Consider the following 25,102-nt stretch of genomic DNA (forward strand, 5'->3'; position numbering starts at 1 on the left):
TGAGTATCCTCGCACCCCCACGGCAGCAAAGAGTGCGGCGCCGAACGTGCAACTGTTGCGAAATCCGTGCCGAATTTCGCAACAGTTGCACGTGCGGCGGTATGAGCCCTATCGCCCGTAGCCCGGACGTCGGCGTCGCAGGTAACGCTCGAACTCGGCGGCCAGCGCGTCGCCGTCGATCTTGCCCAGCGCCTCATGCATGTCGACCTCGGCGTCGCCGCGCTGCTCCAACGACTGCACATACTCGGCGATCTCGTCGTCCTCGGCGGTCATCTCGCTGACCGCCTGCTCCCACTCCTCGGCCTGGGCCGGCAAATCGCCCAGCGGCACCTCGATGTCGAGCACATCCTCCACACGGCGCAGCAGCGCCACCGTGGCCTTCGGGTTGGGCGGCTGCGACACGTAGTGCGGCACCGCCGCCCAGAACGTCACCGCCGGGATCCCCGCGGCCACGCAGGCGTCCTGGAACACCCCGGCGATGCCGGTTGGGCCCTCGTAGCGGGTCTCCTGCAGCCCGAAGCGGCGCGCCGACTCCGGGGAGTACGCCGCGCCGGAGACCGGCACCGGCCGGGTGTGCGGCGTGTCGGCCAGCAATGCGCCCAGGATCACCACCGTGTCGACGTTGAGCTTGTCGGCGACGGCCAGCAGTTCCGCGCAGAACGTGCGCCAGCGCATGTTGGGCTCCACGCCGTTCATCAGCACGATGTCGCGGTCGCTGCCGGGCGGTCGGCAATGCGAGATCCGCATCGACGGCCACACCAGCTCCCGCGTCACGCCGTCGACCTGGCGGATCACCGGCCGGTTGACCTGGTAGTCGTAGTAGGCCTCGTCGTCGATCTCGACGATCGGCTCGGCCTCCCAGATGGCGTCCAGATGCTCCACCGCATCGCTGGCCGCATCGCCCGCGTCGTTCCAGCCCTCGAACGCGGCCACGACGATCGTGTTGTGCAGTTCGGGCAGCCTGCTATCCGGCGAGGTCACGAACTCAGCCTAAGGCCTGTGGGAAGGTGGCGACGTGGCGACAAACCGAGCCAATTTGATAGACGGGCTATGCTTATGGGGATGACTTCCACCGGGTCGAGCTGAACCGGGGCGTCCAGACGTCGGGTAGCGACGTAAACTTCTCACCGTCGAGAGGCGTTGCAACGGATACGGGTATCCGCCACGCTCGGCAGAGTCAAGGACGCCTTCCGCTACGGAAGGAACGTACGTGAACACTCATCCGCCGAACATCCGCCCCGACTGCACCGCCGAGCTGACGGCTACCCTGCGCCAGCGGATCATGGTGATCGACGGCGCGATGGGCACGGCGATCCAGCGCGACCGGCCGGACGAGGCCGGCTACCGCGGCGACAGGTTCACCGAATGGCCGACCGCTCTTCAGGGCAACAATGACCTGCTCACGCTGACGCAGCCGCAGATCATCGAGGGGATCCACCGCGAGTACCTCGAGGCGGGCGCCGACATCATCGAGACCAACACGTTCAACTCGAACGCGATCTCGCTCTCCGACTACGACATGGCCGACCTGGCCTACGAGCTCAACTACGCCGGCGCCGCCCTGGCCCGCAAGGCCGCCGACGAGTACAGCACCCCGGACAAGCCCCGCTTCGTCGCCGGCGCCATCGGGCCCACGACGCGCACCGCGTCGATCTCGCCGGACGTCAATGACCCCGGTGCCCGCAACGTCTCCTACGACCAGCTGGCCGCCGCCTACCTCGAAGCCGCCAACGGCCTGGTCGACGGGGGTGCCGACCTCCTCATCGTCGAGACCATCTTCGACACGCTCAACGCCAAGGCCGCGGTGTTCGCCGTCGAGACGCTGTTCGAGGACCGCGGACGCCGCTGGCCGGTGATCATCTCGGGCACCATCACCGACGCCTCCGGGCGGACGTTGTCCGGTCAGGTCACCGAGGCGTTCTGGAATTCGATCAGGCACGCGAAGCCTATTGCGGTGGGCCTCAACTGTGCGCTGGGCGCGCCGGAGATGAGGCCGTATATCGCCGAGATGGCGCGGATCGCAGACACTTTCGTCTCCTGCTATCCAAATGCCGGTCTGCCCAACGCCTTCGGCGAGTACGACGAGACGCCCGAGCGCCAGGCCGGCTACATCGCCGACTTCGCCGAGGCGCGCCTGGTCAACATCGTCGGCGGCTGCTGCGGAACCGCGCCGCCGCACATCGCCGAGATCGCAAGGGTCGTCGAGGGCAAGCCGCCGCGCGAGGTGCCGAAAATCGAAGTGGCCACCCGGCTTTCGGGCCTGGAGCCGCTCAACATCACCGAAGACTCCCTGTTCGTGAACATCGGCGAGCGCACCAACATCACCGGCTCCGCCCGGTTCCGCAACCTGATCAAGGCCGAGGACTACGACACCGCGCTGTCAGTCGCCCTGCAGCAGGTCGAGGCCGGTGCGCAGGTCATCGACATCAACATGGACGAGGGCATGATCGACGGCGTCGCCGCGATGGACCGGTTCACCAAGCTGATCGCGGCCGAGCCGGACATCAGCCGCGTCCCGGTGATGATCGACTCCTCCAAGTGGGAGGTCATCGCAGCCGGGCTGAAGAACGTACAGGGCAAGCCGATCGTCAACTCGATCTCGATGAAGGAGGGCGAGGAGAAGTTCATCCGCGAGGCACGGCTATGCCGCAAATACGGCGCCGCCGTCGTCGTGATGGCCTTCGACGAGCAGGGCCAGGCCGACAACCTGGAGCGCCGCAAGCAGATCTGCGGGCGCGCCTACCGGATCCTGACCGAAGAGGTCGGCTTCCCTCCCGAGGACATCATCTTCGACCCGAACTGCTTCGCGCTGGCCACCGGAATCGAGGAGCACGCGACCTACGGGATCGACTTCATCGAAGCCTGCGCCTGGATCAAGGAGAACCTTCCGGGGGTGCACATCTCCGGCGGCATCTCCAACGTCTCGTTCTCGTTCCGCGGCAACAATCCCGTCCGCGAGGCCATCCACGCGGTGTTCCTGTTCCACGCCATCAAGGCCGGCCTGGACATGGGCATCGTCAACGCCGGCGCGCTGGTGCCCTACGACTCGATCGACCCCGAGCTGCGCGAGCGCATCGAGGACGTCGTGCTGAACCGCCGCCCGGACGCGGCCGAACGGCTCCTGGAAATCGCCGAGCGGTTCAACCGCTCCGAGAAGTCCGACGACGCGGCGGCGGCCGAGTGGCGCGGCCTGCCGGTCCGCGAGCGGATCACCCACGCCCTGGTCAAGGGCATCGACGCCCATGTCGACGAGGACACCGAGGAGTTGCGGGCCGAGATCGCCGCCGCGGGTGGGCGCCCGATCGAGGTGATCGAGGGTCCGCTGATGGACGGCATGAACGTCGTCGGCGATCTGTTCGGCTCGGGCAAGATGTTTTTGCCCCAGGTCGTGAAGTCGGCGCGGGTGATGAAGAAGGCCGTCGCCTACCTGCTGCCGTTCATCGAGGCGGAGAAGCAGCCGGGTGACTCCAAGGACACCAACGGCACGATCGTGATGGCGACCGTGAAGGGCGACGTCCACGACATCGGCAAGAACATCGTCGGAGTTGTGTTGCAGTGCAACAACTTCGAAGTGATCGACCTCGGGGTGATGGTGCCCGCCGAGAAGATCCTGGCCGCGGCGAACGAGCACGACGCCGACATCATCGGCCTCTCCGGCCTCATCACGCCCTCATTGGACGAGATGGTCAACTTCGCCGCCGAAATGGAACGCGAGGGGATGGAGATCCCGCTGCTGATCGGTGGCGCGACCACTTCGCGCGCCCACACGGCGGTGAAGATATCGCCGCGGCGTAGCGGTCCGGTGGTGTGGGTCAAGGACGCGTCCCGCTCGGTGCCGGTGGCCGCCGCGCTGCTGGACCCCAAGCAGCGTCCGGCCCTGCTGGAAGCCACCGAGAAGGACTACGCATCGCTGCGTGAACGGCACTCGCAAAAGAACGAGCGGCCGATGCTGACGCTGGAGAAAGCCCGCGCGAACCGGACGCCGATCGAGTGGGACGGCTACACACCGCCGGCGCCCGCAATGGGTCTGGGAATACGGGAGTTTCACGACTACGACCTCGCCGAGTTGCGCGAGTACATCGACTGGCAGCCGTTCTTCAACGCCTGGGAGATGAAGGGCCGCTTCCCCGACATCCTCAACAACCCCGCCACGGGCGAGGCCGCCCGCAAGCTGTACGACGACGCCCAGGAGATGCTCGACACGCTGATCAAGGAGAAGTGGCTGACCGCCAACGGGGCGATCGGCTTCTTCCCAGCGAACGCGGTCGGGGACGACATCGAGGTGTACACCGACGACACCCGCACCGAGGTGCTGACCAGGTTGCACAATCTGCGCCAGCAGGGCGCGCACCGCGAAGGCATCCCGAACCGGTCGCTGGGCGACTACGTCGCCCCCAAAGAAACGGGTCTGGCCGACTACGTCGGCGCCTTCGCCGTCACCGCGGGGCTGGGCAGCCAGGAGAAGATCGCGGAGTTCAAGGCCGCCCTCGACGACTACAGCGCGATCCTGCTGGAGTCGATCGCCGACCGGCTGGCCGAGGCGTTCGCCGAACGGATGCACCAACGGGTCCGCAAGGAGTTCTGGGGATACCAGCCGGACGAGCAGTTGGACAACGACGCACTCATCGACGAGAAGTACGTGGGAATCCGCCCGGCGCCCGGCTACCCGGCCTGCCCTGAGCACACCGAGAAGGCGACGCTCTGGAAGCTGCTAGACGTCAAGGAGCGGACCGGCATCGAGCTGACCGATTCCATGGCGATGTGGCCCGGCGCCGCCGTCAGCGGCTGGTACTTCTCGCACCCGCAGTCGCAGTACTTCGTGATCGGCCGGATGGCCCAGGACCAGGTCGCCGACTACGCGAAGCGCAAGGGCTGGACGCTAAAGGAAGCCGAGCGCTGGCTGAGCTCCAACCTCGCCTACAACCCGGAGGACTGAGGCCGGCGGGTATGCATGCGACGTGGTGGCTTCCCCCGACGGCAGCGCTGCGGAATGTGCGTGCCACCTTGGGACTGCTCGCCGATTCGCGCGGGCTCAGTCGCATCCGTTTTCTCGGCGTGGCCGAGCGGATCGGTTTGATAGCGGCACTGCGCAAGCCGGCGACCGTCGACCAACTCGGCCGCACCCTCAGCATCGGTGACGTCGACTTACTCACAGAATTACTCGACGTCGGTGTCGCGCTCGGCGAGCTGCGGTGCCGCAAGGGTCGATACCGGCTGAAAGGCAACCGAATACGCGCTTTGGCCTCGTCAGACGGTGAAGGTCTTCGCGGGTTTACCGCGGAGCTGGCCGACTACCGCGGCGACGTCTACCGCGACCTGCCGTCGCGGCTCCAGACCGGCGAACGTGGCTCGTACCTCGACGAATACGACGAGGTGGTCGCACGAGGTTCACGGCTCGTCGAACCATTCATCGCCCGCTTCGTCCGCCGGATCGTCGGAGAGCAATCCCCACGCGCGATGCTTGAAATCGGTTGCGGCACAGGTATATACGTCAAGCATGCGGCGGAGACGTGCCCTCAACTATCGGCGATCGCCATCGACCTGTCCGAGCGCGTCGTCGCGCTTGCGTCCGCCAACTTGGCCGCGTGGGGACTGGAAGACCGGTGCACCGTGCTGCATGCCGACATTCGGGACTCGAACCTCGCGGAGCTCGCCGGCCCGTTCGACCTGATCACCCTGCACAACAACATCTACTACTTCCCCCCGGCAGAGTGGCGGGCCTTGCTCACGGATCTGCGACGACGCCTGGCGCCCACCGGTCGGCTGGTACTGACCTCGATGTTCGCCGGAAAGTCGCTCAACGCAGCCGAATTCGACCTGGTGTTGAGGTCGACCGCGGGCTGCTGGCCACTGCCGCAACGCGCTGAACTCGTCGACGCGCTCACCGACGCCGGCTACCGCACAGTCGCGTTGCACCGGCTGCTCGCCACCGATCCGCTCTTCGGCGTCGTCGCCGAGCGCTAGCCGCGGCCCAGGCGCGTCAAATACGCCTCCGCCGCGGCCCGTGACTCGGGATCGCCGAGCGCGGTGACCAGCGAGTCGGCGTCGTTCCAGGCGCGGGCGGTGCCGACCATGCCCTCGGTCACGGCGTTGGTATGCCGCTTCGTGGCGGTCAGGGTCAGCGCCGACTTGTCGACCAGCACCCCGACCAGCTCGTCGACCGCGGCGTCAAGCTCGGCGGCGGGAACCACGCTGTTCAGGAAGCCCGCCGTCAACGCCTCCGCGGCGCCGAACGGGCGGCAGGTCATCACCAACTCCTTGGTCCGGGCCGGGCCGATCTCGCGCACCAGCCGGGGGATGCCGCCCCACGCCAGCGGGATGCCCAGGTCGACCTCGGGAATCGAGAAGCGGGTGTCGTCGGCGGCGATCCGAAGGTCGCAGGCCGCGGCCAGGACTACCGCGCCCCCGACGCAGTGGCCGTGGATCCGCGCGACGGTCACCGCCCCCATCGCCTCGATCGCATCGGCCATCCGCCGCCCGGCGTCGGCCGCCTCACGCGGTGGCGGGCCACCCTCGGCGGCGAACGACGCGAGATCGGCCCCGGCGCTGAACGCCCGTCCCCGCCCGGAGATCACCACCACCTTCACACCGGACCGGGTGTCGAGCTCGCGTGCGGCGTCCACCAACTCGGTCAAGGTGGTGGTAGACAGTGGGTTCAGCTTGTCCGGCCGGTTCAGTGTGATAGCGGCGCGGGCGCCGTCGACGGTCACCTCGATCTCGGAGAAGTTCATGCCACACCGTACGTTGGATTCTCGTGGGAAATGACCTGACCGGCCGCGCAGTTCGATTTGCGTCGGTGGCCGCGATCGGTGGGCTGCTGTTCGGCTACGACGTTTCGGTGACCAACGGCGCGGTGAGAGCGCTGCAGGCCGACTTCCAGATCGGCAACGTCGTCCTCGGGTTTGCGGCGGCCTCGGGCCTGCTCGGGGCGGCGGTGGGAGCGACGACCGCCGGACGCGTCGCCGACCGCACCGGCCGGCTGGCGATGATGAGGCTGGCCGCCGCGCTGTTCTTCGCCTGTGGGCTGGGCACCGGCCTGGCGAGCAACATCTGGATGTTCATCGCCTTTCACAGCGTGGGGGGTCTCGGCATCGGGGTCGCGTCCGCGATCGGGCCGGCCTACATCGCCGAGATATCGCCGCCGGACGTCCGCGGCCGGCTCGGTTCGTTGCAGCAGCTCGCGATCGTGTCCGGAATCTTTTTGTCGCTGGCGGTGAATTGGCTGCCGTTTCACATCGCGGGCGGCTCTCGCGGCGAACTGTGGCTGGGCATGGCCGCCTGGCGCTGGACATTCCTCGGGGAAATGATTCCAGCGCTGGTCTACGGTTTGCTGGCTTTCACCATCCCCGAATCGCCGCGCTATCTCGTTGCCGCACACCGGCTTGCCGAAGCCCGCCGAGTGTTATCGCTGCTGCTCGACGAACGCGACGTGGATTCGACCGTGACTCGGATCGCCGAGACGCTGCAGCGCGAAACGCCGCCGTCGTGGCGTGACCTGCGCAAGCCGACCGGCGGCCTGTACGGCATCGTCTGGGTGGGGCTGGGGGTGGCGTGCTTTCAGCAACTCGTCGGCATCACCGTGATCTTCTTCTACTCCGATGTGCTTTGGGAGCACGTCGGATTCGGCGAGGGGTGGTCGTTCACGATCGCCCTGGCCACGTCGGTGGTCAACGTGGCCATTACCCTGATCGCCTTCGCGTTGATCGACAAGGTCGGCCGCAAGCCGTTGCTGTTGGCGGGTTCGGCGGGCATGGCCGTGATGCTGGCCACGATGACCATTGTCTTCGCCAGCGCGCCGATCGTCGCCGGCGAGCCGCACCTCGCCGGCGCGTCGGCCGTGGTTGCCTTGATCGCCGCGAACCTGTTCGTCGTGGCGTTCGGTGTGTCGTGGGGACCGATCCTGTGGGTACTGCTGGGCGAAATGTTCCCCAATCGCATCCGGGCCGAGGCGGCGGGCCTGGCGGCCACCGCGCAGTGGATCACCAACGCCACCATCGCCGTGACCTTCCCGGCACTGCGGCACATGCTCGGCTTCGCCTATAGCTTCTACACGCTGTGCGCGGTCCTGTCGTTCGTGTTCGTGTGGCGTTGGGTCCGCGAGACCAATGGCGTCGCGCTGGAAGACATGCACGCCGAGTTACTGCACGACGGCTAACTTCTTCCCGCGACCGGGCGTGTTTGTACGCCGACACGCGGCGCAGCGCGTCATTTTGTGCACGCTCGCGGGGGAGGTGGGCGTGAAACCGCCGTGACTTTGCTGACCGCCGCATGAAACAATCGCTGGCCGTGAAGACGTTCGAAGATCTGTTCGCCGAACTCGGCGAGCGCGCCCGCACCAGGCCGGCCGGCAGCAGCACGGTCGCCGCGCTGGACAGCGGAGTGCATGCCGTCGGCAAGAAGATCCTCGAAGAGGCCGGCGAAGTGTGGTTGGCGGCCGAACACGAACCCGACGACGCCCTCGCCGAGGAGATCAGCCAATTGCTGTACTGGACGCAGGTACTGATGATCGCGCGCGGACTGACGCTCGACGACGTGTATCGGAAGCTGTGATGCTGCGCGTGGCCGTTCCCAACAAGGGAGCGCTCAGTGAGCCGGCCGTCGAGATCCTCGCCGAGGCTGGTTACCGTCGTCGCACCGATCCCAAGGACCTGACCGTCCTCGACCCCGTCAACAACGTCGAGTTCTTCTTTCTGCGGCCCAAAGACATCGCCATCTATGTCGGGTCGGGGGAGCTCGACTTCGGAATCACTGGGCGGGATTTGGCCCGCGAATCCGAGGCGCCGGTGGCCGAACGGCTGTCGCTGGGCTTCGGGTCGTCGAGTTTCCGCTACGCCGCCCCCGCGGGCCGGGACTGGACCACCGCCGACCTGGCGGGCCGGCGGATCGCCACCGCCTACCCCAATCTGGTGCGAAAAGACTTGGCCGCCAAGGGAATCGAGGCCACAGTGATCCGGCTCGACGGCGCGGTGGAGATCTCGGTGCAACTTGGCGTGGCGGACGCGATCGCCGACGTGGTGGGCTCGGGCCGCACCCTGAGCCTGCATGACTTGGTGGCCTTCGGCGAGCCCCTGTGTGACTCGGAGGCGGTGCTCATCGAGCGGGCCGACGCCGGCGGGCATCCCAGTCCCGCGCGCGACCAGCTGGTTGCCCGAGTGCAGGGCGTGGTGTTCGGTCAGCAGTATCTGATGCTGGACTACGACTGCCCGCGTTCGGTCCTCGACAACGCCACGGCGATCACGCCGGGGCTGGAGTCCCCGACGATCGCCCCGCTCGCCGACCCGGATTGGGTGGCGGTTCGCGCGCTGGTGCCACGCCGCGACGTCAACGCGATCATGGACGAACTCGCCGCGATCGGGGCCAAGGCGATCCTGGCCTCCGACATCAGGTTCTGCCGATTCTGATCTGTTCCGGTGTCGACGACGGCGCTGTGTTAGCGTCCCGCTAGTTCCCCATTAGGAGGGCCGCCGTGACGCATTTCCTTGTCCTGCTGCTCGCTCTGCTGATCGGCGTCGTCGCCGGCTTGCGCTCGCTGACGGCCCCCGCCGTAGTCGCGTGGGCGGCGCTGCTGGACTGGATCAACATGGACGGCACGTGGGCCTCCTGGGTCGGGCACCCGGTGACGGTCGCGGTGCTGAGCGTTCTGGCGATCCTCGAATTGGTGGCCGACAAGCATCCCAAGACACCGAGTCGCACGGCCGCGATCGGGTTCATCGCGCGGATCGTCTTGGGCGCGTTCGCCGGTGCGGTCATCGGCACCGCATGGGGCTACACCTGGAGCGCGCTCGGCACCGGCGCCGTCGGCGCCGTCCTGGGCACTCTCGGTGGCTACGAGGCCCGCACCCGGCTGGCCACCGCCCACGGCCACGACCTGCCCGTCGCGCTGCTCGAAGACGCGGTTGCGGTGCTCGGCGGATTCGCCATCGCCGTGACGACAGCTGTGCTGTGACAACCCATTTCGATGCGATCATAGTAGGCGCCGGTCAGGCCGGACCGCCGCTGGCCGGCCGGCTGACCGCCGCGGGACAGCGCGTCGCGGTCGTCGAGCGCAAGCTGATCGGCGGCACCTGCGTCAACACCGGCTGCATCCCCACCAAGACGTTGGTGGCCAGCGCGCACGCGGCCCACCTCGCGCGTCGCGGTGCCGACTACGGCGTCGGCACCGGATCGATCAGCGTGGACATGGCAAAAGTCAAGGCGCGCAAAGACGACATCATGCTCAAGGACCGCAAGGGCGTCGAGGACTGGCTGGCCGGCATGCAGGGCTGCACGGTTGTCCGCGGCCATGCCTGCTTCACCGACCCGCACACACTGCGAGTCGGCGACCAACTCCTGCACGCCGACCGCATCTTTCTCAACCTCGGTGGCCGCGCCGTCGTCCCGGACATCGCCGGGCTTTCCGACGTCGACTTCCTCACCAACACCTCGATCCTCGACCTCGATGTGCTGCCCGACCACCTGGTGATCATCGGCGGCAGCTACATTGCGCTCGAATTCGCCCAGATGTACCGCCGGTTCGGCGCCGCGGTGACGGTCGTCGAGAAGGGGCCGCGGTTGGCCTCCCGCGAGGACGACGACGTCTCGGCCGCAATCCGGACGATTCTGGAGAACGAAGGCATCGACGTCGTCGTCAATGCCGACGGCATCCGAATAACCAAACAGGGCAATGGGTTTGACGTGACGCCGCGAAACGGCGCGAAACCGATCGCCGGTAGCCATCTACTGGTCGCGGTGGGGCGCCGACCCAACACCGACGACATCGGACTCGAGCATGCCGGCGTGCAGACCGACGCCCGCGGATACATCACCGTCGACGACGGGCTCAAGACCAATGTGGATCACATCTGGGCGATGGGCGACTGTAACGGCAAGGGCGCGTTCACCCACACCTCCTACAACGATTTCGAGATCGTCGCGGCCAACCTGCTCGACGGCGACCCGCGACGGGTCAGTGACCGCATCGCCACCTACGCGCTCTACATCGACCCACCCTTGGGACGCGCCGGCATGACGGTCGAGCAGGTGCGCGCCTCGGGCCGCCCAGCGCTGCTCGGCCAGCGGCCGATGACCAGAGTCGGGCGGGCGGTGGAAAAGGGTGAGACACAAGGCTTTATGAAAGTCGTCGTCGACGCCGACACGAAACAGATTCTGGGAGCGGCCATCCTCGGCGTTGGCGGCGACGAGATCATCCACGCCATCCTCGATGTGATGTCCGCCAGGGCGCCCTACACCACGCTGTCGCGCACCATGCACATCCACCCCACGGTCAGCGAGCTGATACCCACGATGCTGCAGGAGATGTCGCCGCTGCAGTGATCACAGGCGCTGCACCAGAAGTGTTTGCGCTGACGTTCCGATGAATCCGGAGCGGTCGAAGATCTCCGCGGTGGTAACCCCGATCCCGTCGGGTCCGATGGAGCCGCGCGCCCGCAACGCGAAGTCGCTGCCGCGCGGCGCCCGGTGCAGATGCACGACGGTGTCGGTGTTCATGAACGTGAACCGTTCCGGGTGCAGCGCGGCGCCGACACCGTTGGCGGAGTCGACGACCATGGCCAGGTTCTGCAACGAAGTGGTGTCCTCGGTGTCCACCACATGCACTAGCGGGCGCAACCACCACACCGCCGCGCCGGCCGCGTCGTCGGGCTGCGGGCGCCAATCGATGGACTTCAGGTATCCGCCGACGTTCCACCAATACGACGGCTGCGGTTGGGCCGGGCCCTCCACTATCGGCGGGTAGCGGTCGGCGGCCACGTCGGCGGTGTCGCTGGTGGCCAGCGCCCACACACTGAGCCGCGCCACCGGGCGGTCGCCGGCCCGCATTTCGGCCGCCAGCAACGAGATTCGCTTGCCGGGCCGCTCGACCCACGCCCGCACCGACACCGGCGTCACCGGAATGATTCCCAGGATGTCGAGGCTCAACCGCGCGATCCGAAGCGGCGAATCGGCCAGCCGTTCTTCGACGGCTTTGGTCAGCAGCGCCAGCGGTGGTGAGCCGTGCTGAAGCTCGGGCGCCCAATTGCTGCGGGTGAAGTCGGTGGAGTCGAATTCCATGACGTCGCCGTCGGCTCCGAGCCGGCGGTAGTGGCAACCGATCACGCCGCGGGGTCCGCGCGATGCAGGACCGCGTCCGCATCGCCTTCGTCGGGATGGTCCGGCCAGCCCGGGTAGGGCGGCGGCGTTCCCCCGTAAACCGGGCAGTGCGCCCGGTGCGGGCACCAGTCGCACAGCCGCGACGGGCGGGGCCGGAAATCGCCTGTGGCACCGGCTGATTGGATCGCACGCCAGATCGCGATCAGCGTCTTCTCGAAGCGCAGCAGCTCTTCTTCGTCGGGGGAGTAGTCCAGCAGTTGGCCATCGGCCAGGTAGACCAGACGCAGCCGGGTGGGCAGCACGCCGCGCGAGCGCAGCAGCGCCACCGCGTAGAACTTCATCTGAAACAGCGCCTTGAACTCGGCTAGCGCGCGGGCTTCCGGCGGCGCCTTGCCGGTCTTGTAATCCACCACGCGCAGTTCGCCGGTGGGTGCGACGTCGATCCGGTCGATGAACCCGCGCAGCAGCGTGCCGTCGGCCAGCTCGACCTCGACGCGCTGTTCGCAGCTTTGCGGATCGAAGCGGGTGGGGTCCTCCAACCGGTAATACCCGGACAGCAACGCCCGGGCCTCGTCGAGCAGTTCGCTCAACTGCGGAGCATCCAATTGCGCGGCCAGCGTGGGCTCTTCGGCCAGCAGCTGCTCCCACGCGGGGCCCACCAGCGCGCGGGCGGTGTCGGGGACGCGCTGCTCGGCCGGCAAACCGTAAAGCTGTTCGAGCGCGGCGTGCACCAGCGAACCCCGCAGTTGCGCGGTGGACGGCGGCTCCGGCAGCCGGTCGATCGCGCGGAACCGATACAGCAGCGGGCACTGTTTGAAATCGGCCGCCCGCGACGGCGACAGAGCCGGTTTTGAAGCCGGCCGCGACCGTTCACCGTCCATACACCGGAGCCTAGGGCCGACCCCCGACAACCCCGCGCATCGGTCCCGGCGCGTCTGCTGGCAGGCTTGATGGCTGTGTCCGCAAGCGGTCCGTTCAGCGTTGGTGATCGCGTTCAGCTGACCGACGCCAAGGGCCGGCACTACACGATGCTGCTGAGCCCGGGCGGCGAATTCCACACGCACCGCGGCGCGATCGCGCACGACTTCGTGATCGGGCTGCCCGAAGGCAGTGTCGTGAAATCCACCAACGGCGACCCGTTCCTGGTGCTGCGCCCGTTGCTGGTCGACTACGTGATGTCGATGCCCCGCGGCGCCCAGGTCGTCTATCCGAAGGACGCCGCGCAGATCGTGCACGAGGGCGACATCTTTCCCGGCGCGCGGGTGCTGGAGGCCGGCGCCGGGTCGGGCGCACTGACCTGTTCGCTGCTGCGCGCGGTCGGATCGGCGGGCCGGGTGATCTCCTACGAGGTGCGCGCCGACCACGCCGAGCACGCGCGCCGCAACGTGGAAACGTTCGTCGGCGAGACGCCGGACAACTGGCGGCTGGTCACTGCCGACCTCGCCGACTGCGACCTGCCCGACGGCTCGATCGACCGGGTGGTGCTCGACATGCTGGCGCCGTGGGACGTGCTCGGCGCCGTGTCGCGGGTATTGATCCCGGGCGGTGTGCTGATGGTCTACGTCGCCACCGTCACCCAGCTGTCGAAGGCGGTGGAGGCGCTGCGCGATCAGCAGTGCTGGACCGAGCCGCGAGCGTGGGAGACGCTGCAGCGCGGCTGGAACGTTGTCGGGCTGGCGGTGCGCCCGCAGCACAACATGCGCGGCCATACCGCCTTCCTGATTTCGGCGCGGCGGCTGGCGCCCGGCACTGTGACGCCGACTCCGTTGCGCCGCAAGCGTTTAGCGCCCGAAGGCTAGTCGTCGCTGCGCTGCAGCCCGCGGCGCACCGACAGCAGTTCGAACTCGGGATGTGCGGCTACCAGGCGTTCGGCCGCGTCGAGCACCTCGACGGTATGCGCGCGGTCAGCGGACGCCATCGCCACCCCGATTCCGGCACGCCGGTACAGCTCCTGCGACCCCGTCTCGGCGACCGACACGCTGAGCTTGCGTTGCAACTCCGCGATCACCGGGCGGATCACCGACCGCTTCTGCTTCAGCGAGCGCACGTCACCGAGCAGCACGTCGAACTCCAGCCAGCCGATCCACATGGCGTCGTCACGGAGTCGGGGTCGGCGGCGCCCCGCTTGGCGCAGTGCCGAAGGCGAGCAGTGTCTCCGCGGTGCGCTGCGAGAGCTGCCAGCCACCCTGGTACGGCTTGAACTCCATCGGAAACGAGAACCCTGGCGTACCGCGACGGGGCGTGCTGACGTTGACGGTGGCCACCACGTCGGCCGGATCCCGGTCCGACCAGGCGATGTCGCGCGCCTCGAAGGTCATCGGCGCGTAGCCGCCACTGAGCAGTGCGTTGGCGAATTTGTCCAGAGCCGCGGCGTTGTCGGGGGTTGCACCCTCGACGGGGTTGAGCTTCTCACCACCGGGCACCCCCGGGTCGGCAAGTCGGTACAGCACGTCGGTGAGCGCCTCGGGCGCCGGCAACGGAGCGGTCTGCGGGGCCGCCGTCGTGGCCGGTGCGGCTTCCGGCGACGACGTGGACGGGGCGGGAGAGCTCGAATCGCCGCTCGAACACCCCGGCAGCCCGAGCGCCGCCACGATCGCGGCGACGCTCACGGCTGCCCGCAGGTGCCTGGAGACCGGCACAGCACCAGTAGCGGTCAGCCCGCGGACTGGATTTGCTGCACCAGCGTCATCGCCGAGGCGCGGGACAGCTTCCAGCTGCCCTGGTTCACGAACGTGATGTTCTGCGTGGTCGGGGCCAACGTGGGACCCGAGGCGGTGATGTCCGCCGACGCCGCACCCGGCCCGGCGGGCGCGATGTTGGCCACCTGGAACGTCAGCGGCAGGGAGCCGTGCTGGGCGGCCTGCTGCAGTTTGCGGTCGGCGATGCGCCCCTCGACGCCGCCGACGCCACCCTCCACCAGATAGCCTTTGCTCGCGAACGGAACGCTCGGGTTCTGCAAGCCGTTGAGGACGTTGATCAACTGGTCGGGAGTCGGCACATCCGCGGCGGGATCGAGCGGCATCGGCGCCCCGAATACCACAGGCTGCACTTGCGGGGCGGCCGGGGCAACGGATGCAATAGATGTCACACCGGCGGCCGCCGCACCGATCGCGGCGACGGCTGCAGCAGCTGTGGCTAGGGATTTCACGGTCACGAATGTCCTCTCGGATAGGCCAGATCGGTGACATGTTAACGCCGTTGCCAGCGCGCCCTATTTCTAGTTCCCGCATGAATCCCAAATCGCCGGTAGCGTTGAAGTATCCGCCGTGCCACATTCCGGTGCGGGAAAGGAGCGCAACATGGGTGAGTCAGAGCGTGAAGCGTTCGGAGTCCCTCGCGAACACGACTTGTCCAGCGACGATGCGGCCGAGCTGGAGGAGTTGCGGCGCGAGGCCTCGATACTGCGCGAGCAGCTGGAGACCGCTGTAGGCCCGCAGAGTGCTGCGCGCAACGCCCGCGATGTGCACCAGCTCGAGGCACGCATCGACTCCCTTGCGGCGCGTAATTCCAAGCTGATGGAAACCCTCAAGGAAGCGCGCCAGCAGCTGTTGGCGCTGCGCGAGGAGGTGGACCGGCTGGGGCAGCCGCCGAGCGGGTACGGCGTGCTGTTGGCCACCCACGACGACGACACCGTCGACGTGTTCACCTCGGGCCGCAAGATGCGGTTGACGTGCTCGCCGAACATCGACGTCGACTCGCTGAAGAAGGGCCAGACGGTTCGGCTCAACGAGGCTTTAACTGTCGTCGAGGCCGGCACCTATGAGTCGGTCGGCGAGATCTCGACGTTGCGGGAGATCCTCGCCGACGGCCACCGGGCGCTGGTGGTCGGGCACGCCGACGAGGAACGCATCGTCTGGCTCGCCGAGCCGTTGGTGGCCGCCGACCTGCCCGAGGGCATCCCCGATGCCCTCAACGACGACACCCGGCCGCGCAAGCTGCGGCCCGGCGACTCGCTGCTGGTGGACACCAAGGCCGGGTATGCGTTCGAGCGCATCCCCAAGGCCGAGGTCGAGGATCTGGTGCTCGAGGAAGTGCCGGACGTCAGCTACGAGGACATCGGTGGCCTGACGCGTCAGATCGAGCAGATCCGTGACGCGGTGGAGTTGCCGTTCCTGCACAAGGAGCTCTACAAGGAGTACGCGCTGCGCCCGCCCAAGGGTGTGCTGCTCTACGGCCCGCCCGGCTGCGGTAAAACGTTGATCGCCAAGGCGGTTGCCAACTCGCTGGCCAAGAAGATGGCCGAGGTCCGCGGAGACGACGCGCGCGAGGCGAAGTCCTACTTCCTCAACATCAAGGGCCCCGAGCTGCTGAACAAGTTCGTCGGGGAGACCGAGCGGCACATCCGGCTGATCTTCCAGCGGGCCCGCGAGAAGGCGTCCGAGGGCACCCCGGTGATCGTGTTCTTCGACGAGATGGACTCGATCTTCCGCACCCGCGGCACCGGTGTCTCCTCCGACGTCGAGACGACGGTGGTTCCCCAGTTGCTGTCCGAAATCGACGGCGTGGAGGGCCTGGAGAACGTCATCGTGATCGGCGCGTCGAACCGTGAGGACATGATCGACCCGGCGATCCTGCGGCCCGGCCGCCTGGACGTCAAGATCAAGATCGAGCGGCCGGATGCCGAAGCGGCGCAGGACATCTTCTCCAAGTACCTCACCGAAGAGCTGCCGGTGCACGCCGACGATCTCGCCGAGTTCGGCGGCGACCGCTCGGCATGCATCAAGGCGATGATCGAAAAGGTCGTCGACCGGATGTACGCCGAGATCGACGACAACCGGTTCCTGGAGGTCACCTACGCCAACGGGGACAAAGAAGTCATGTACTTCAAGGACTTCAACTCCGGGGCCATGATCCAGAATGTCGTCGACCGGGCGAAGAAGAACGCGATCAAGTCGGTGCTGGAAACGGGCCAACCCGGTCTGCGCATTCAGCATCTGCTGGATTCGATCGTCGACGAGTTCGCCGAGAACGAGGACCTGCCCAACACCACCAATCCCGATGACTGGGCACGGATCTCGGGCAAGAAGGGGGAGCGGATCGTCTACATCCGCACCCTGGTCACTGGCAAGAGCAGCAGCGCCAGCAGGGCAATCGACACCGAATCCAACCTCGGTCAGTACCTGTAGCTTTCAGCCGTCGTCGCGAGCGTGCGTGGTTGTACGCCGACACGCCGCGAAAGCCGGACAACCGCGCACGGTCGCGCCAAAAGCCGTTCGCCTAGTCTTTAGGTCATGCAACGGATCATCGGGACCGAGGTCGAGTACGGCATCTCGTCGCCGTCGGACCCGACCGCGAACCCGATCCTCACCTCGACGCAGGCGGTGCTGGCCTATGCCGCCGCCGCGGGGATTCAGCGCGCCAAGCGCACGCGCTGGGACTACGAGGTGGAGTCGCCGCTGCGCGACGCGCGCGGCTTCGACCTGAGCCGTTCGGCCGGCCCGCCGCCGGTGGTCGACGCCGACGAGGTGGGCGCGGCCAACATGATCTTGACCAATGGCGCGCGGCTCTACGTCGATCACGCCCACCCGGAATACTCGGCGCCCGAGTGCACCGACCCGCTCGACGCGGTGATCTGGGACAAGGCCGGCGAGCGGGTGATGGAAGCCGCCGCGCGACACGTCGCCAGCGTGCCCGGGGCCGCCAAGCTGCAGCTGTACAAGAACAACGTCGACGGCAAGGGCGCCTCCTACGGCTCGCACGAGAACTACCTGATGAGCCGCCAGACCCCGTTCTCGGCGGTCATCGCCGGGCTGACGCCGTTTCTGGTGTCCCGCCAGGTGGTCACCGGCTCCGGGCGGGTCGGTATCGGGCCCGCCGGCGACGAGCCGGGCTTTCAGCTGTCCCAGCGCGCCGACTACATCGAGGTCGAGGTCGGGCTGGAGACCACGCTCAAGCGCGGCATCATCAACACCCGCGACGAGCCCCACGCCGACGCCGACCGGTACCGCCGGCTGCACGTGATCATCGGCGACGCCAACCTCGCCGAGACGTCGACGTACCTGAAGCTGGGCACCACCGCGCTGGTCCTCGATTTGATCGAGGAAGGTATCGACTTGACCGACCTGGCGCTCGCGCGACCGGTGCACGCCGTGCACGCGATCAGCCGCGACCCGTCGCTGCGCATCGCCGTGGCGCTGGCCGACGGCCGGGAGCTGACCGCCCTTGCGCTGCAACGGGTTTACCTGGACCGGGTGGCCAAGCTGGTCGACACCCGCGACCCCGATCCCCGCGCCAACGACATCGTGGAGACCTGGGCGCACGTGCTCGACCTGCTCGAGCGCGACCCGATGGAGTGCGCCGACCTGCTGGACTGGCCGGCCAAGCTGCGAATCCTCGAAGGCTTCCGGCACCGGGAGAACCTGAGCTGGTCGGCGCCGCGGCTGCATCTGGTCGACCTGCAGTACTCCGACGTCCGGCTGGACAAGGGCCTGTACAACCGGCTGGTGGCGCGCGGCTCGATGAAGCGGCTGGTGACCGAGCAGCAGGTGCTCAACGCGGTGGACAACCCGCCGACCGACACCCGCGCCTACTTTCGCGGGGAGTGCCTGCGCCGGTTCGGCGCCGACATCGCGGCGGCCAGCTGGGACTCGGTCATTTTCGACCTCGGCGGCGACTCGCTGGTGCGCATCCCGACGCTGGAGCCGCTGCGCGGCAGCAAGGCGCACGTCGGGGCGCTGCTGGACTCGGTGGACAGCGCGGCGGAGCTGGTGGAACAACTCACCACCTGAGCGCCCGTCCGGCGACGATGAAGGCTGGAAACAGCCTGAAAAGGAGCCGGACAATCAGGCCCAGCGTCGGAAAAGACCGGACGTCGACCGGTAGGGTAGAGAGACCGGCGGGCGTGTAATGCGCCGCCGATGACATAGCAGGAGGCAGCGATGGCTCAGGAGCAGACCAAGCGCGGCGGTGGCGGCGGCGACGATGACGACCTGACCGCCAGCACAGCCGCGGGCCAGGAGCGTCGCGAGAAGCTCACCGAGGAAACCGACGACCTGCTCGACGAGATCGACGACGTTCTGGAAGAGAACGCCGAGGACTTCGTCCGCGCGTACGTCCAAAAGGGCGGCCAGTGACCTGGCCGTTTCGCGATCGCCTGGCCACCAACTCAGCACTCCCCGGAATCCCCGCTAATCCTGTAGACCTGTCCTCGTTCGCTGACTTCCTGCGTCGCCAGGCACCCGAGTTACTGCCGGTCGGGGGCGCCGGTAGCGCCGAACCCGCCGCCGGCAATCAGCTGCCCCATGGCACCACGATCGTCGCGCTGAAGTACCCGGGCGGGGTCGTCATCGCCGGGGACCGGCGCTCGACGCAGGGCAACATGATTGCGGGCCGCGACGTGCAGAAGGTGTACATCACCGACGACTACACCGCCACCGGCATCGCCGGCACCGCGGCCATTGCGGTCGAGTTCGCCCGGCTCTACGCGGTCGAACTCGAGCACTACGAAAAGCTGGAAGGCGTCCCGCTGACCTTCGCCGGCAAGGTCAACCGGCTGGCCATCATGGTGCGCGGCAACCTGGGCGCGGCCATGCAGGGCCTCGTGGCGCTGCCGCTGCTGGTGGGTTATGACCTCGACGATCCCGATCCGGAGAAAGCGGGCCGCATCGTGTCGTTCGACGCGGCCGGCGGCTGGAACCTCGAGGAGGAGGGCTACAAGTCCGTCGGCTCGGGGTCGATCTTCGCCAATTCGTCGATGAAGAAGCTGTATTCGCAGGTGACCGATGGCGATTCGGCGCTGCGGGTGGCCGTCGAGGCGCTCTACGACGCGGCCGACGACGACTCGGCCACCGGCGGCCCGGACCTGGTCCGCGGCATCTACCCGACCGCGGTCACCATCGGCGCCGACGGCGCGGCCGAGGTGCCGGAGCCGCGCATCGCCGAGCTGGCCCGCGAGGTCATCGAAAGCCGTTCTCGCGCAGACACTTTCGGTCCCGACGCCGAGCGGGGTGACTCGTGAGCTTTCCGTACTTCATCTCGCCCGAGCAGGCGATGCGCGAACGCAGCGAGCTCGCGCGCAAGGGCATCGCCCGGGGTCGCAGCGTGGTGGCGCTGGCCTACGCCGGCGGCGTGCTGTTCGTCGCGGAGAACCCGTCGCGGTCGCTTCAGAAGATCAGCGAGCTCTACGACCGGGTTGGGTTCGCCGCCGCGGGCAAGTTCAACGAGTTCGACAACTTGCGCCGCGGCGGAATCCAATTCGCCGACACCCGCGGCTACGCCTACGACCGCCGCGACGTCACGGGCCGCCAGCTGGCCAACGTTTACGCGCAGACGCTGGGCACCATCTTCACCGAGCAGGCCAAGCCCTACGAGGTCGAGCTGTGCGTGGCCGAGGTCGCCCATTACGGCGAGACCAAACCCCCTGAGCTGTATCGGATCACCTACGACGGGTCGATCAACGACGAGCCGCATTTCGTGGTGATGGGCGGCACCACGGAGCCGATCGCCAACGCGCTCAAGGACTCCTACGCCGAGAACGCCGACCTGGCCGACGCCGTGCGGATCGCGGTGAATGCGCTGCGGGCGGGCAGCAGCAACGGCGGCGACCAGCCCAGCCTCGGGGTGTCCATGCTGGAGGTGGCCATTTTGGACGCGAACCGGCCGCGGCGCGCGTTCCGCCGGATCACGGGGTCGGCGCTGGAGGCGCTGCTGCCCAAACCCGGTGCGTCCTCGGGCAAGTCGGGTTCGGGCAAGTCGAAGACGGACGGTTAGTCGCCCGGCCGGATCTGCCTTGATGCGGCCGTGTTGCCGGAACTGACAATCGCGGCTATCCTGCTGCAGCACCTCGTTAGGCGAGGCTTCTGGATGAACACAGGCCACTGATCTGACGACGTCGAGAGACGCCCAAGATCAGGACAGATCTCCCCGGCTTAAGGGGTGATCCCAAGTGGCTTCCCGGGTTTCCGCGGATACGTCGTCCAGTGCCAAAGCTCAACGTGTGAGGGCATTGTCGCCGCTCCACCGCCTGCGCGGGATCCCTCTTTGTGCGCGTCGTGACCGACATCGAGCGTGGAAGGCAGGTGTTTCCCATGACCAGCATGATCGACGTCCCCCGGACCGGGTTGGCCGGATCAGTCAGCTCAGCCGATGGGCTGCGCCTGACCCCGTATGAGGCGATGGTGGCGGACCTGTTGTTCGTCAGCGGCGAGCTGGAGATGGCGGGCATCCCGTTCCTGCTGATCCGCGGCGCCGACGGCCGCCCTGCGCTCATCGTGGACATCGCGCTGCGCGCACGGGTGGCCGAGGCTCTGATGGCCGCATGCCTGGAAGCCCCGTTGCGCGCCAAGATCTTCGACGGAACGGGACGCCGGTCGGTGGACCTCGCCGACAGTCTGCTCTCGACGGACCCCGACCCGCGGTTGCTGCGGGTATTCCGGCAGCGTCAATGTCCGCGTTCCGGCGTGCGCTACGGCGCCTCGGCAGGAGTGGAGCTGCAGTTCTGGGTGTTCGACGGCCAGCAAGCGATCTGTCCGATCGAGAACTCGTTGACCCGGAAGGCGCTGCCGCTCAGCGACGTTGAGTACACGAGCGTCGAATTGCACGGCCGCACCTGGTCGACGATCGACGGGATGTTCACGCCGCACGCCGGCGACATCACTTTCGACATCGACATGGTGTTCTCCTGGGTGGACGGCAACGACCCGGAGTTCCGTTCCCGCCGCGCAGCGGCGATGGCCAATCATGTTGTGGGCGAAGGTGATGACGCCGACGCGCGGATCCGTCAGATCGACGAGCTCAAGTACGCGCTGCGGTCGGTGCACGCCTTCGCGCCCTGGGTGCGACGGATCTTCATCGCCACCGACTCGCGGGTGCCGGAATGGCTTGCGCCGCACCCGAAGATCACCATCGTGCGCGCCGAGGAGCACTTCACCGACCTGTCGGCGCTACCGGTGTACAACAGCCACGCGGTCGAGACCCAGCTGCACCACATCCCCGGCCTGGCAGAGCATTTCCTGTACTCCAACGACGACATGTTCTTCGGCCGGCCGCTCTCGCCGACCATGTTCTTCTCGCCCGGCGGGGTGACGAAGTTCATCGAGGCGGGCACCCGGATCGGACTCGGGGTCAACCACCCGGAGCGCAGTGGCTTCGAGAACGCCGCCCGAGTGAACCGGCAGCTGCTGTGGGAAAAGTTCGGGAAGATCATCACCCGTCACCTGGAGCACACCGCCGCTCCGCTGCGCAAAAGTGTGCTGGCCGAACTGGAGCGAGAGTTCGCGGAGGACTTCGCCCGCACGCAGGCGAGCCGCTTTCGGTCGAGCACCGACATCTCGGTGACCAACTCGCTGTACCACTACTACTCGCTGCTGACCGGGCGCGCCGTACAAAACGAATCGGCGAAGGTGCTCTACGTGGACACCACGCTGCGGTCGGGGTTGGCGAAACTCCCGAAGCTGCTCAAGAAACGCAAGTTCGACTTCTTCTGCCTCAACGACGGCAGCTTCCCGGAGGTGAGCGCCGACGAACGGGCTCGGCTGGTCGGGGAATTCCTGGAGAGCTACTTCCCGGTCCCGGCGCCATGGGAACAGGTGGCCGGCGAGGAATGACGCTATCGTCGCGCGAATTGCGGCGCGAGACGCGGAATGCGGGCTGCCGGAAGGATGCTCGTCCGGGCATCGGCGAGTTCGCGCTGCACGGCGTCGGGCGCGACGAACCGGCCGACAGTGGGGCCGGCCGCCAGCGGCACGACGGTGTGAACCACGGTGTCGGGGTAGCAGTGCACCAGGTTGAACGCCTGCGCAGCATCGCGACCCCGGGTGCCGGCAGTCAGCAGGTCTTGGGTGTAGCAGCTGGCCGAGGCCACCGACACCGGAATGCCGGCGAACGTGGCCGTGGTCGAGTAGTGCAGGTGGCCGGCCAGGATGCTGCGGACGTCGGTGCCGCGCAGAACCTCGCCCAGCGGGGTTTGGTCGCGCAACTCCACCATCACGGCGAGATCCTGGACGCTGGGAATCGGCGGGTGATGCATTGCCAGGATGGTGCCGAACGGCGCGGGCTCGGCGAGCTGCTCGGACAGCCACCGCAGCTGCTGCGGTGCGATTTCGCCGTGATGGCAGCCGGGCACCGAGGTATCCAACACGATGACTCGCAGACCGGCGATGTGGTGCACCCGATCCATCGGCGCCATCGTCGGCGCCTCACGCAGCAGGTGCTGCCGTAGTGCCGCCCGGTTGTCGTGGTTGCCCATCACCCAGATGACTTGAGCCTCAAGACGATCCGCCAACGGTTCGACCAATTCGCCCAGCTTGCGGTATGCATCGGGCTGGCCGGTGTCGGCGAGGTCGCCGGTGAAGATCAACGCGTCGGGGCGGGTTTGCGACTCCTCGAGCCGGTCGAGCAGCTCCGATAATCGGGCGTCTGCGTCGACATCTCCGTAGAGGTCGTCGCCGCCGGCGACTAGATGGGTGTCACTGATGTGTGCGATGACATGATCCGGCCGCGGGTGCTCCGCGACCCTGGGTCTGTCCACAGGACTCCAAAGACCTCTCTGACGACGGTGCTCGCGAGGACGAGCAGCACCCGACTTTACCGGAGCGGCTCGCCGGGCACGCTGATCTCGATGCCACAAGCGCGCCTCCCGCCCCCGCATGGCGGGATACCAGTACGCTCGAATCGTGCAGCGGCGAATCATGGGCATCGAGACCGAGTTCGGTGTCACCTGCACGTTTCACGGCCATCGCCGCCTGAGCCCCGACGAGGTCGCGCGCTACCTGTTCCGCCGGGTGGTGTCGTGGGGCCGCAGCTCGAACGTCTTCCTGCGCAACGGCGCGCGGCTGTACCTGGACGTGGGCAGCCACCCCGAATACGCCACCGCCGAATGCGACAGCCTGGTGCAGCTGGTCACCCACGACCGCGCCGGGGAACGGGTGCTGGAGGACCTGCTGGTCGACGCCGAGCAGCGGCTCGCCGACGAGGGCATCGGCGGCGACATCTACCTGTTCAAGAACAACACCGATTCGGCCGGCAACTCCTACGGCTGCCACGAGAATTACTTGATCGTGCGGGCCGGCGAGTTCTCCCGGATCTCCGACGTGCTGCTGCCCTTCCTGGTCACCCGTCAGCTGATCTGCGGGGCCGGCAAGGTGCTGCAAACCCCGAAAGCGGCCACGTTCTGCCTCTCCCAACGCGCCGAGCACATCTGGGAGGGCGTCTCCAGCGCCACCACACGGTCACGCCCGATCATCAACACCCGCGACGAGCCGCACGCCGACGCCGAAAAATACCGGCGCCTGCACGTCATCGTCGGCGACTCCAACATGTGCGAGACCACCACCATGCTCAAGGTGGGCACCGCGGCGCTGGTGCTGGAGATGATCGAAGCCGGGGTGGCGTTCCGCGACTTCTCGCTGGACAACCCGATCCGGGCCATCCGCGAGGTCAGCCACGACATCACCGGCCGTCGCCCGGTGCGGCTGGCCGGCGGGCGGCAGGCCAGCGCGCTGGACATCCAGCGCGAGTACTACGCCCGCGCCGTCGAGCACCTGCAGACCCGCGAGCCCAACGCGCAGATCGAGCAGGTCGTCGACCTGTGGGGCCGTCAGCTCGACGCCGTCGAGAGCCAGGACTTCGCCAAGGTCGACACCGAGATCGACTGGGTGATCAAGCGCAAGCTGTTCCAGCGCTACCAGGACCGCTACGACATGGAGCTGTCCGACCCCAAGATCGCGCAACTCGACCTTGCCTATCACGACATCAAGCGCGGCCGCGGCGTGTTCGATCTGCTGCAGCGCAAGGGCCTGGCGGCCCGGATCACCACCGACGAGGAAATCGAGGACGCCGTCGACCAGCCGCCGCAGACCACCCGGGCCCGGCTGCGCGGCGAATTCATCAGCGCCGCACAGGCCGCCGGCCGTGACTTCACCGTCGACTGGGTGCACCTCAAACTCAACGACCAGGCCCAGCGCACCGTGCTGTGCAAAGACCCGTTCCGGTCGGTCGACGAGCGGGTCAAACGGCTGATCGCCAGCATGTAATTCGCCCGACGACGATGCAGAGCACGTAGTGCGATGAGGAGGAG

Annotated in this window: 23 protein-coding genes and 1 riboswitch; of the genes, 15 read left to right on the forward strand and 8 right to left on the reverse strand. The window is 67.5% G+C overall.

Annotated elements, in window-relative coordinates:
- Window positions 1-108 precede the first annotated feature (108 nt).
- Complete coding sequence (locus G6N47_RS18470) at window positions 109-981, reverse strand: PAC2 family protein (protein WP_163659685.1); 873 nt, start codon at window positions 979-981, stop codon at window positions 109-111.
- A gap of 229 nt (window positions 982-1,210) precedes the next feature.
- Here G6N47_RS18470 and metH point away from each other — a divergent pair, with 229 nt between their 5' ends.
- Both metH and G6N47_RS18480 read left to right on the forward strand, forming a co-directional pair.
- The gene (gene metH, locus G6N47_RS18475) at window positions 1,211-4,936 is read left to right on the forward strand and encodes a methionine synthase (RefSeq protein WP_083131940.1); all 3,726 of its coding nucleotides are present in this window, start codon (window positions 1,211-1,213) and stop codon (window positions 4,934-4,936) included.
- Between the two features lie 11 nt (window positions 4,937-4,947).
- Window positions 4,948-5,964, forward strand: a complete 1,017-nt coding sequence (locus tag G6N47_RS18480) for an SAM-dependent methyltransferase (protein ID WP_083131939.1) — start codon at window positions 4,948-4,950, stop codon at window positions 5,962-5,964.
- Here the strand turns inward: G6N47_RS18480 and G6N47_RS18485 are convergent.
- Window positions 5,961-6,731, reverse strand: a complete 771-nt coding sequence (locus G6N47_RS18485; RefSeq protein WP_083131938.1) for an enoyl-CoA hydratase/isomerase family protein — start codon at window positions 6,729-6,731, stop codon at window positions 5,961-5,963. The genes G6N47_RS18480 and G6N47_RS18485 overlap by 4 nt on opposite strands.
- A 23-nt stretch (window positions 6,732-6,754) precedes the next feature.
- Between G6N47_RS18485 and G6N47_RS18490 the strand changes: the two genes are divergently transcribed.
- From G6N47_RS18490 to G6N47_RS18510, 5 genes are all read left to right on the forward strand, one after another.
- Window positions 6,755-8,155, forward strand: a complete 1,401-nt coding sequence (locus G6N47_RS18490) for a sugar porter family MFS transporter (RefSeq protein WP_232080238.1) — start codon at window positions 6,755-6,757, stop codon at window positions 8,153-8,155.
- A gap of 113 nt (window positions 8,156-8,268) precedes the next feature.
- Window positions 8,269-8,550, forward strand: coding sequence for a phosphoribosyl-ATP diphosphatase (locus tag G6N47_RS18495; protein WP_083131936.1), 282 nt, complete (start codon window positions 8,269-8,271; stop codon window positions 8,548-8,550).
- A complete protein-coding gene (gene hisG, locus G6N47_RS18500; protein ID WP_083131935.1) occupies window positions 8,550-9,401 on the forward strand; it encodes an ATP phosphoribosyltransferase in 852 nt (283 codons plus the stop codon). The genes G6N47_RS18495 and hisG overlap by 1 nt, the downstream gene beginning before the upstream one ends.
- 65 nt (window positions 9,402-9,466) lie before the next feature.
- Window positions 9,467-9,946, forward strand: a complete 480-nt coding sequence (locus tag G6N47_RS18505; protein WP_083131934.1) for a DUF4126 family protein — start codon at window positions 9,467-9,469, stop codon at window positions 9,944-9,946.
- On the forward strand, window positions 9,943-11,313 hold the full coding sequence (locus G6N47_RS18510; RefSeq protein WP_083131933.1) for an FAD-containing oxidoreductase: 1,371 nt from the start codon (window positions 9,943-9,945) through the stop codon (window positions 11,311-11,313). Before G6N47_RS18505 ends, G6N47_RS18510 begins: the two co-directional genes overlap by 4 nt.
- Here the strand turns inward: G6N47_RS18510 and G6N47_RS18515 are convergent, their stop codons facing one another.
- Both G6N47_RS18515 and G6N47_RS18520 read right to left on the reverse strand, forming a co-directional pair.
- Window positions 11,314-12,093, reverse strand: a complete 780-nt coding sequence (locus G6N47_RS18515) for a thioesterase family protein (RefSeq protein WP_083131932.1) — start codon at window positions 12,091-12,093, stop codon at window positions 11,314-11,316. It lies immediately after the preceding gene.
- Complete coding sequence (locus G6N47_RS18520) at window positions 12,090-12,968, reverse strand: RecB family exonuclease (protein ID WP_083131931.1); 879 nt, start codon at window positions 12,966-12,968, stop codon at window positions 12,090-12,092. Before G6N47_RS18520 ends, G6N47_RS18515 begins: the two co-directional genes overlap by 4 nt.
- Before the next feature lie 75 nt (window positions 12,969-13,043).
- Between G6N47_RS18520 and trmI the strand changes: the two genes are divergently transcribed.
- Window positions 13,044-13,886, forward strand: coding sequence for a tRNA (adenine(58)-N(1))-methyltransferase TrmI (gene trmI, locus G6N47_RS18525; RefSeq protein ID WP_083132015.1), 843 nt, complete (start codon window positions 13,044-13,046; stop codon window positions 13,884-13,886).
- On the opposite strand, the gene G6N47_RS18530 is transcribed toward trmI, so the two are convergent.
- The 3 genes from G6N47_RS18530 to G6N47_RS18540 are packed head-to-tail and all read right to left on the reverse strand — an operon-like array spanning window position 13,883 to window position 15,241.
- Entirely contained in the window at window positions 13,883-14,176 is a 294-nt protein-coding gene (locus tag G6N47_RS18530) for a DUF503 domain-containing protein (protein ID WP_083131930.1), read from the reverse strand. The genes trmI and G6N47_RS18530 overlap by 4 nt on opposite strands.
- 7 nt (window positions 14,177-14,183) lie before the next feature.
- Window positions 14,184-14,696, reverse strand: coding sequence for a hypothetical protein (locus tag G6N47_RS18535; protein ID WP_232080239.1), 513 nt, complete (start codon window positions 14,694-14,696; stop codon window positions 14,184-14,186).
- A 44-nt stretch (window positions 14,697-14,740) separates the two neighbouring features.
- Complete coding sequence (locus tag G6N47_RS18540) at window positions 14,741-15,241, reverse strand: hypothetical protein (RefSeq protein WP_083131928.1); 501 nt, start codon at window positions 15,239-15,241, stop codon at window positions 14,741-14,743.
- A gap of 145 nt (window positions 15,242-15,386) precedes the next feature.
- Here G6N47_RS18540 and arc point away from each other — a divergent pair, with 145 nt between their 5' ends.
- The 6 genes from arc (at window position 15,387) to G6N47_RS18570 (ending at window position 22,631) form a co-directional block, all read left to right on the forward strand.
- The gene (arc, locus tag G6N47_RS18545) at window positions 15,387-17,213 is read left to right on the forward strand and encodes a proteasome ATPase (RefSeq protein WP_083132014.1); all 1,827 of its coding nucleotides are present in this window, start codon (window positions 15,387-15,389) and stop codon (window positions 17,211-17,213) included.
- 105 nt (window positions 17,214-17,318) lie between these two features.
- Complete coding sequence (dop, locus tag G6N47_RS18550; RefSeq protein ID WP_083131927.1) at window positions 17,319-18,815, forward strand: pup deamidase/depupylase; 1,497 nt, start codon at window positions 17,319-17,321, stop codon at window positions 18,813-18,815.
- 150 nt (window positions 18,816-18,965) lie between these two features.
- Complete coding sequence (locus G6N47_RS18555) at window positions 18,966-19,160, forward strand: ubiquitin-like protein Pup (RefSeq protein WP_062540654.1); 195 nt, start codon at window positions 18,966-18,968, stop codon at window positions 19,158-19,160.
- Complete coding sequence (gene prcB, locus G6N47_RS18560; RefSeq protein WP_083131926.1) at window positions 19,157-20,044, forward strand: proteasome subunit beta; 888 nt, start codon at window positions 19,157-19,159, stop codon at window positions 20,042-20,044. Before G6N47_RS18555 ends, prcB begins: the two co-directional genes overlap by 4 nt.
- Complete coding sequence (gene prcA / locus G6N47_RS18565) at window positions 20,041-20,796, forward strand: proteasome subunit alpha (protein ID WP_083131925.1); 756 nt, start codon at window positions 20,041-20,043, stop codon at window positions 20,794-20,796. The genes prcB and prcA overlap by 4 nt, the downstream gene beginning before the upstream one ends.
- Before the next feature lie 65 nt (window positions 20,797-20,861).
- A riboswitch (M-box (ykoK) riboswitch) is annotated at window positions 20,862-21,034 on the forward strand.
- Between the two features lie 34 nt (window positions 21,035-21,068).
- Window positions 21,069-22,631, forward strand: a complete 1,563-nt coding sequence (locus G6N47_RS18570; protein ID WP_372517469.1) for a stealth family protein — start codon at window positions 21,069-21,071, stop codon at window positions 22,629-22,631.
- 2 nt (window positions 22,632-22,633) lie between these two features.
- Here G6N47_RS18570 and G6N47_RS18575 read toward each other — a convergent pair whose 3' ends face one another.
- Window positions 22,634-23,554 (reverse strand): phosphodiesterase, encoded by a 921-nt coding sequence (locus G6N47_RS18575; RefSeq protein ID WP_083131924.1) that lies wholly within the window; start codon window positions 23,552-23,554, stop codon window positions 22,634-22,636.
- 145 nt (window positions 23,555-23,699) lie between these two features.
- On the opposite strand from G6N47_RS18575, the gene pafA reads away from it, so the two are divergent.
- Window positions 23,700-25,058: a Pup--protein ligase gene (pafA, locus tag G6N47_RS18580; protein ID WP_116376193.1), complete on the forward strand. Its 1,359-nt coding sequence runs from the start codon at window positions 23,700-23,702 to the stop codon at window positions 25,056-25,058.
- Window positions 25,059-25,102 lie beyond the last annotated feature (44 nt).

This window comes from Mycobacterium branderi (genome assembly GCF_010728725.1).
Lineage (GTDB): Bacteria > Actinomycetota > Actinomycetes > Mycobacteriales > Mycobacteriaceae > Mycobacterium > Mycobacterium branderi.

Coding starts and splice junctions, on each gene's coding strand:
- G6N47_RS18480 (WP_083131939.1), top strand. CDS start 4,948: ATGCATGCGACGTGGTGGCTTCCCCCGACGGCAGCGCTGCGGAATGTG.
- G6N47_RS18485 (WP_083131938.1), bottom strand. CDS start 6,731: ATGAACTTCTCCGAGATCGAGGTGACCGTCGACGGCGCCCGCGCCGCT.
- G6N47_RS18495 (WP_083131936.1), top strand. CDS start 8,269: ATGAAACAATCGCTGGCCGTGAAGACGTTCGAAGATCTGTTCGCCGAA.
- hisG (WP_083131935.1), top strand. CDS start 8,550: ATGCTGCGCGTGGCCGTTCCCAACAAGGGAGCGCTCAGTGAGCCGGCC.
- G6N47_RS18520 (WP_083131931.1), bottom strand. CDS start 12,968: ATGGACGGTGAACGGTCGCGGCCGGCTTCAAAACCGGCTCTGTCGCCG.
- G6N47_RS18530 (WP_083131930.1), bottom strand. CDS start 14,176: ATGTGGATCGGCTGGCTGGAGTTCGACGTGCTGCTCGGTGACGTGCGC.
- arc (WP_083132014.1), top strand. CDS start 15,387: ATGGGTGAGTCAGAGCGTGAAGCGTTCGGAGTCCCTCGCGAACACGAC.
- dop (WP_083131927.1), top strand. CDS start 17,319: ATGCAACGGATCATCGGGACCGAGGTCGAGTACGGCATCTCGTCGCCG.
- G6N47_RS18555 (WP_062540654.1), top strand. CDS start 18,966: ATGGCTCAGGAGCAGACCAAGCGCGGCGGTGGCGGCGGCGACGATGAC.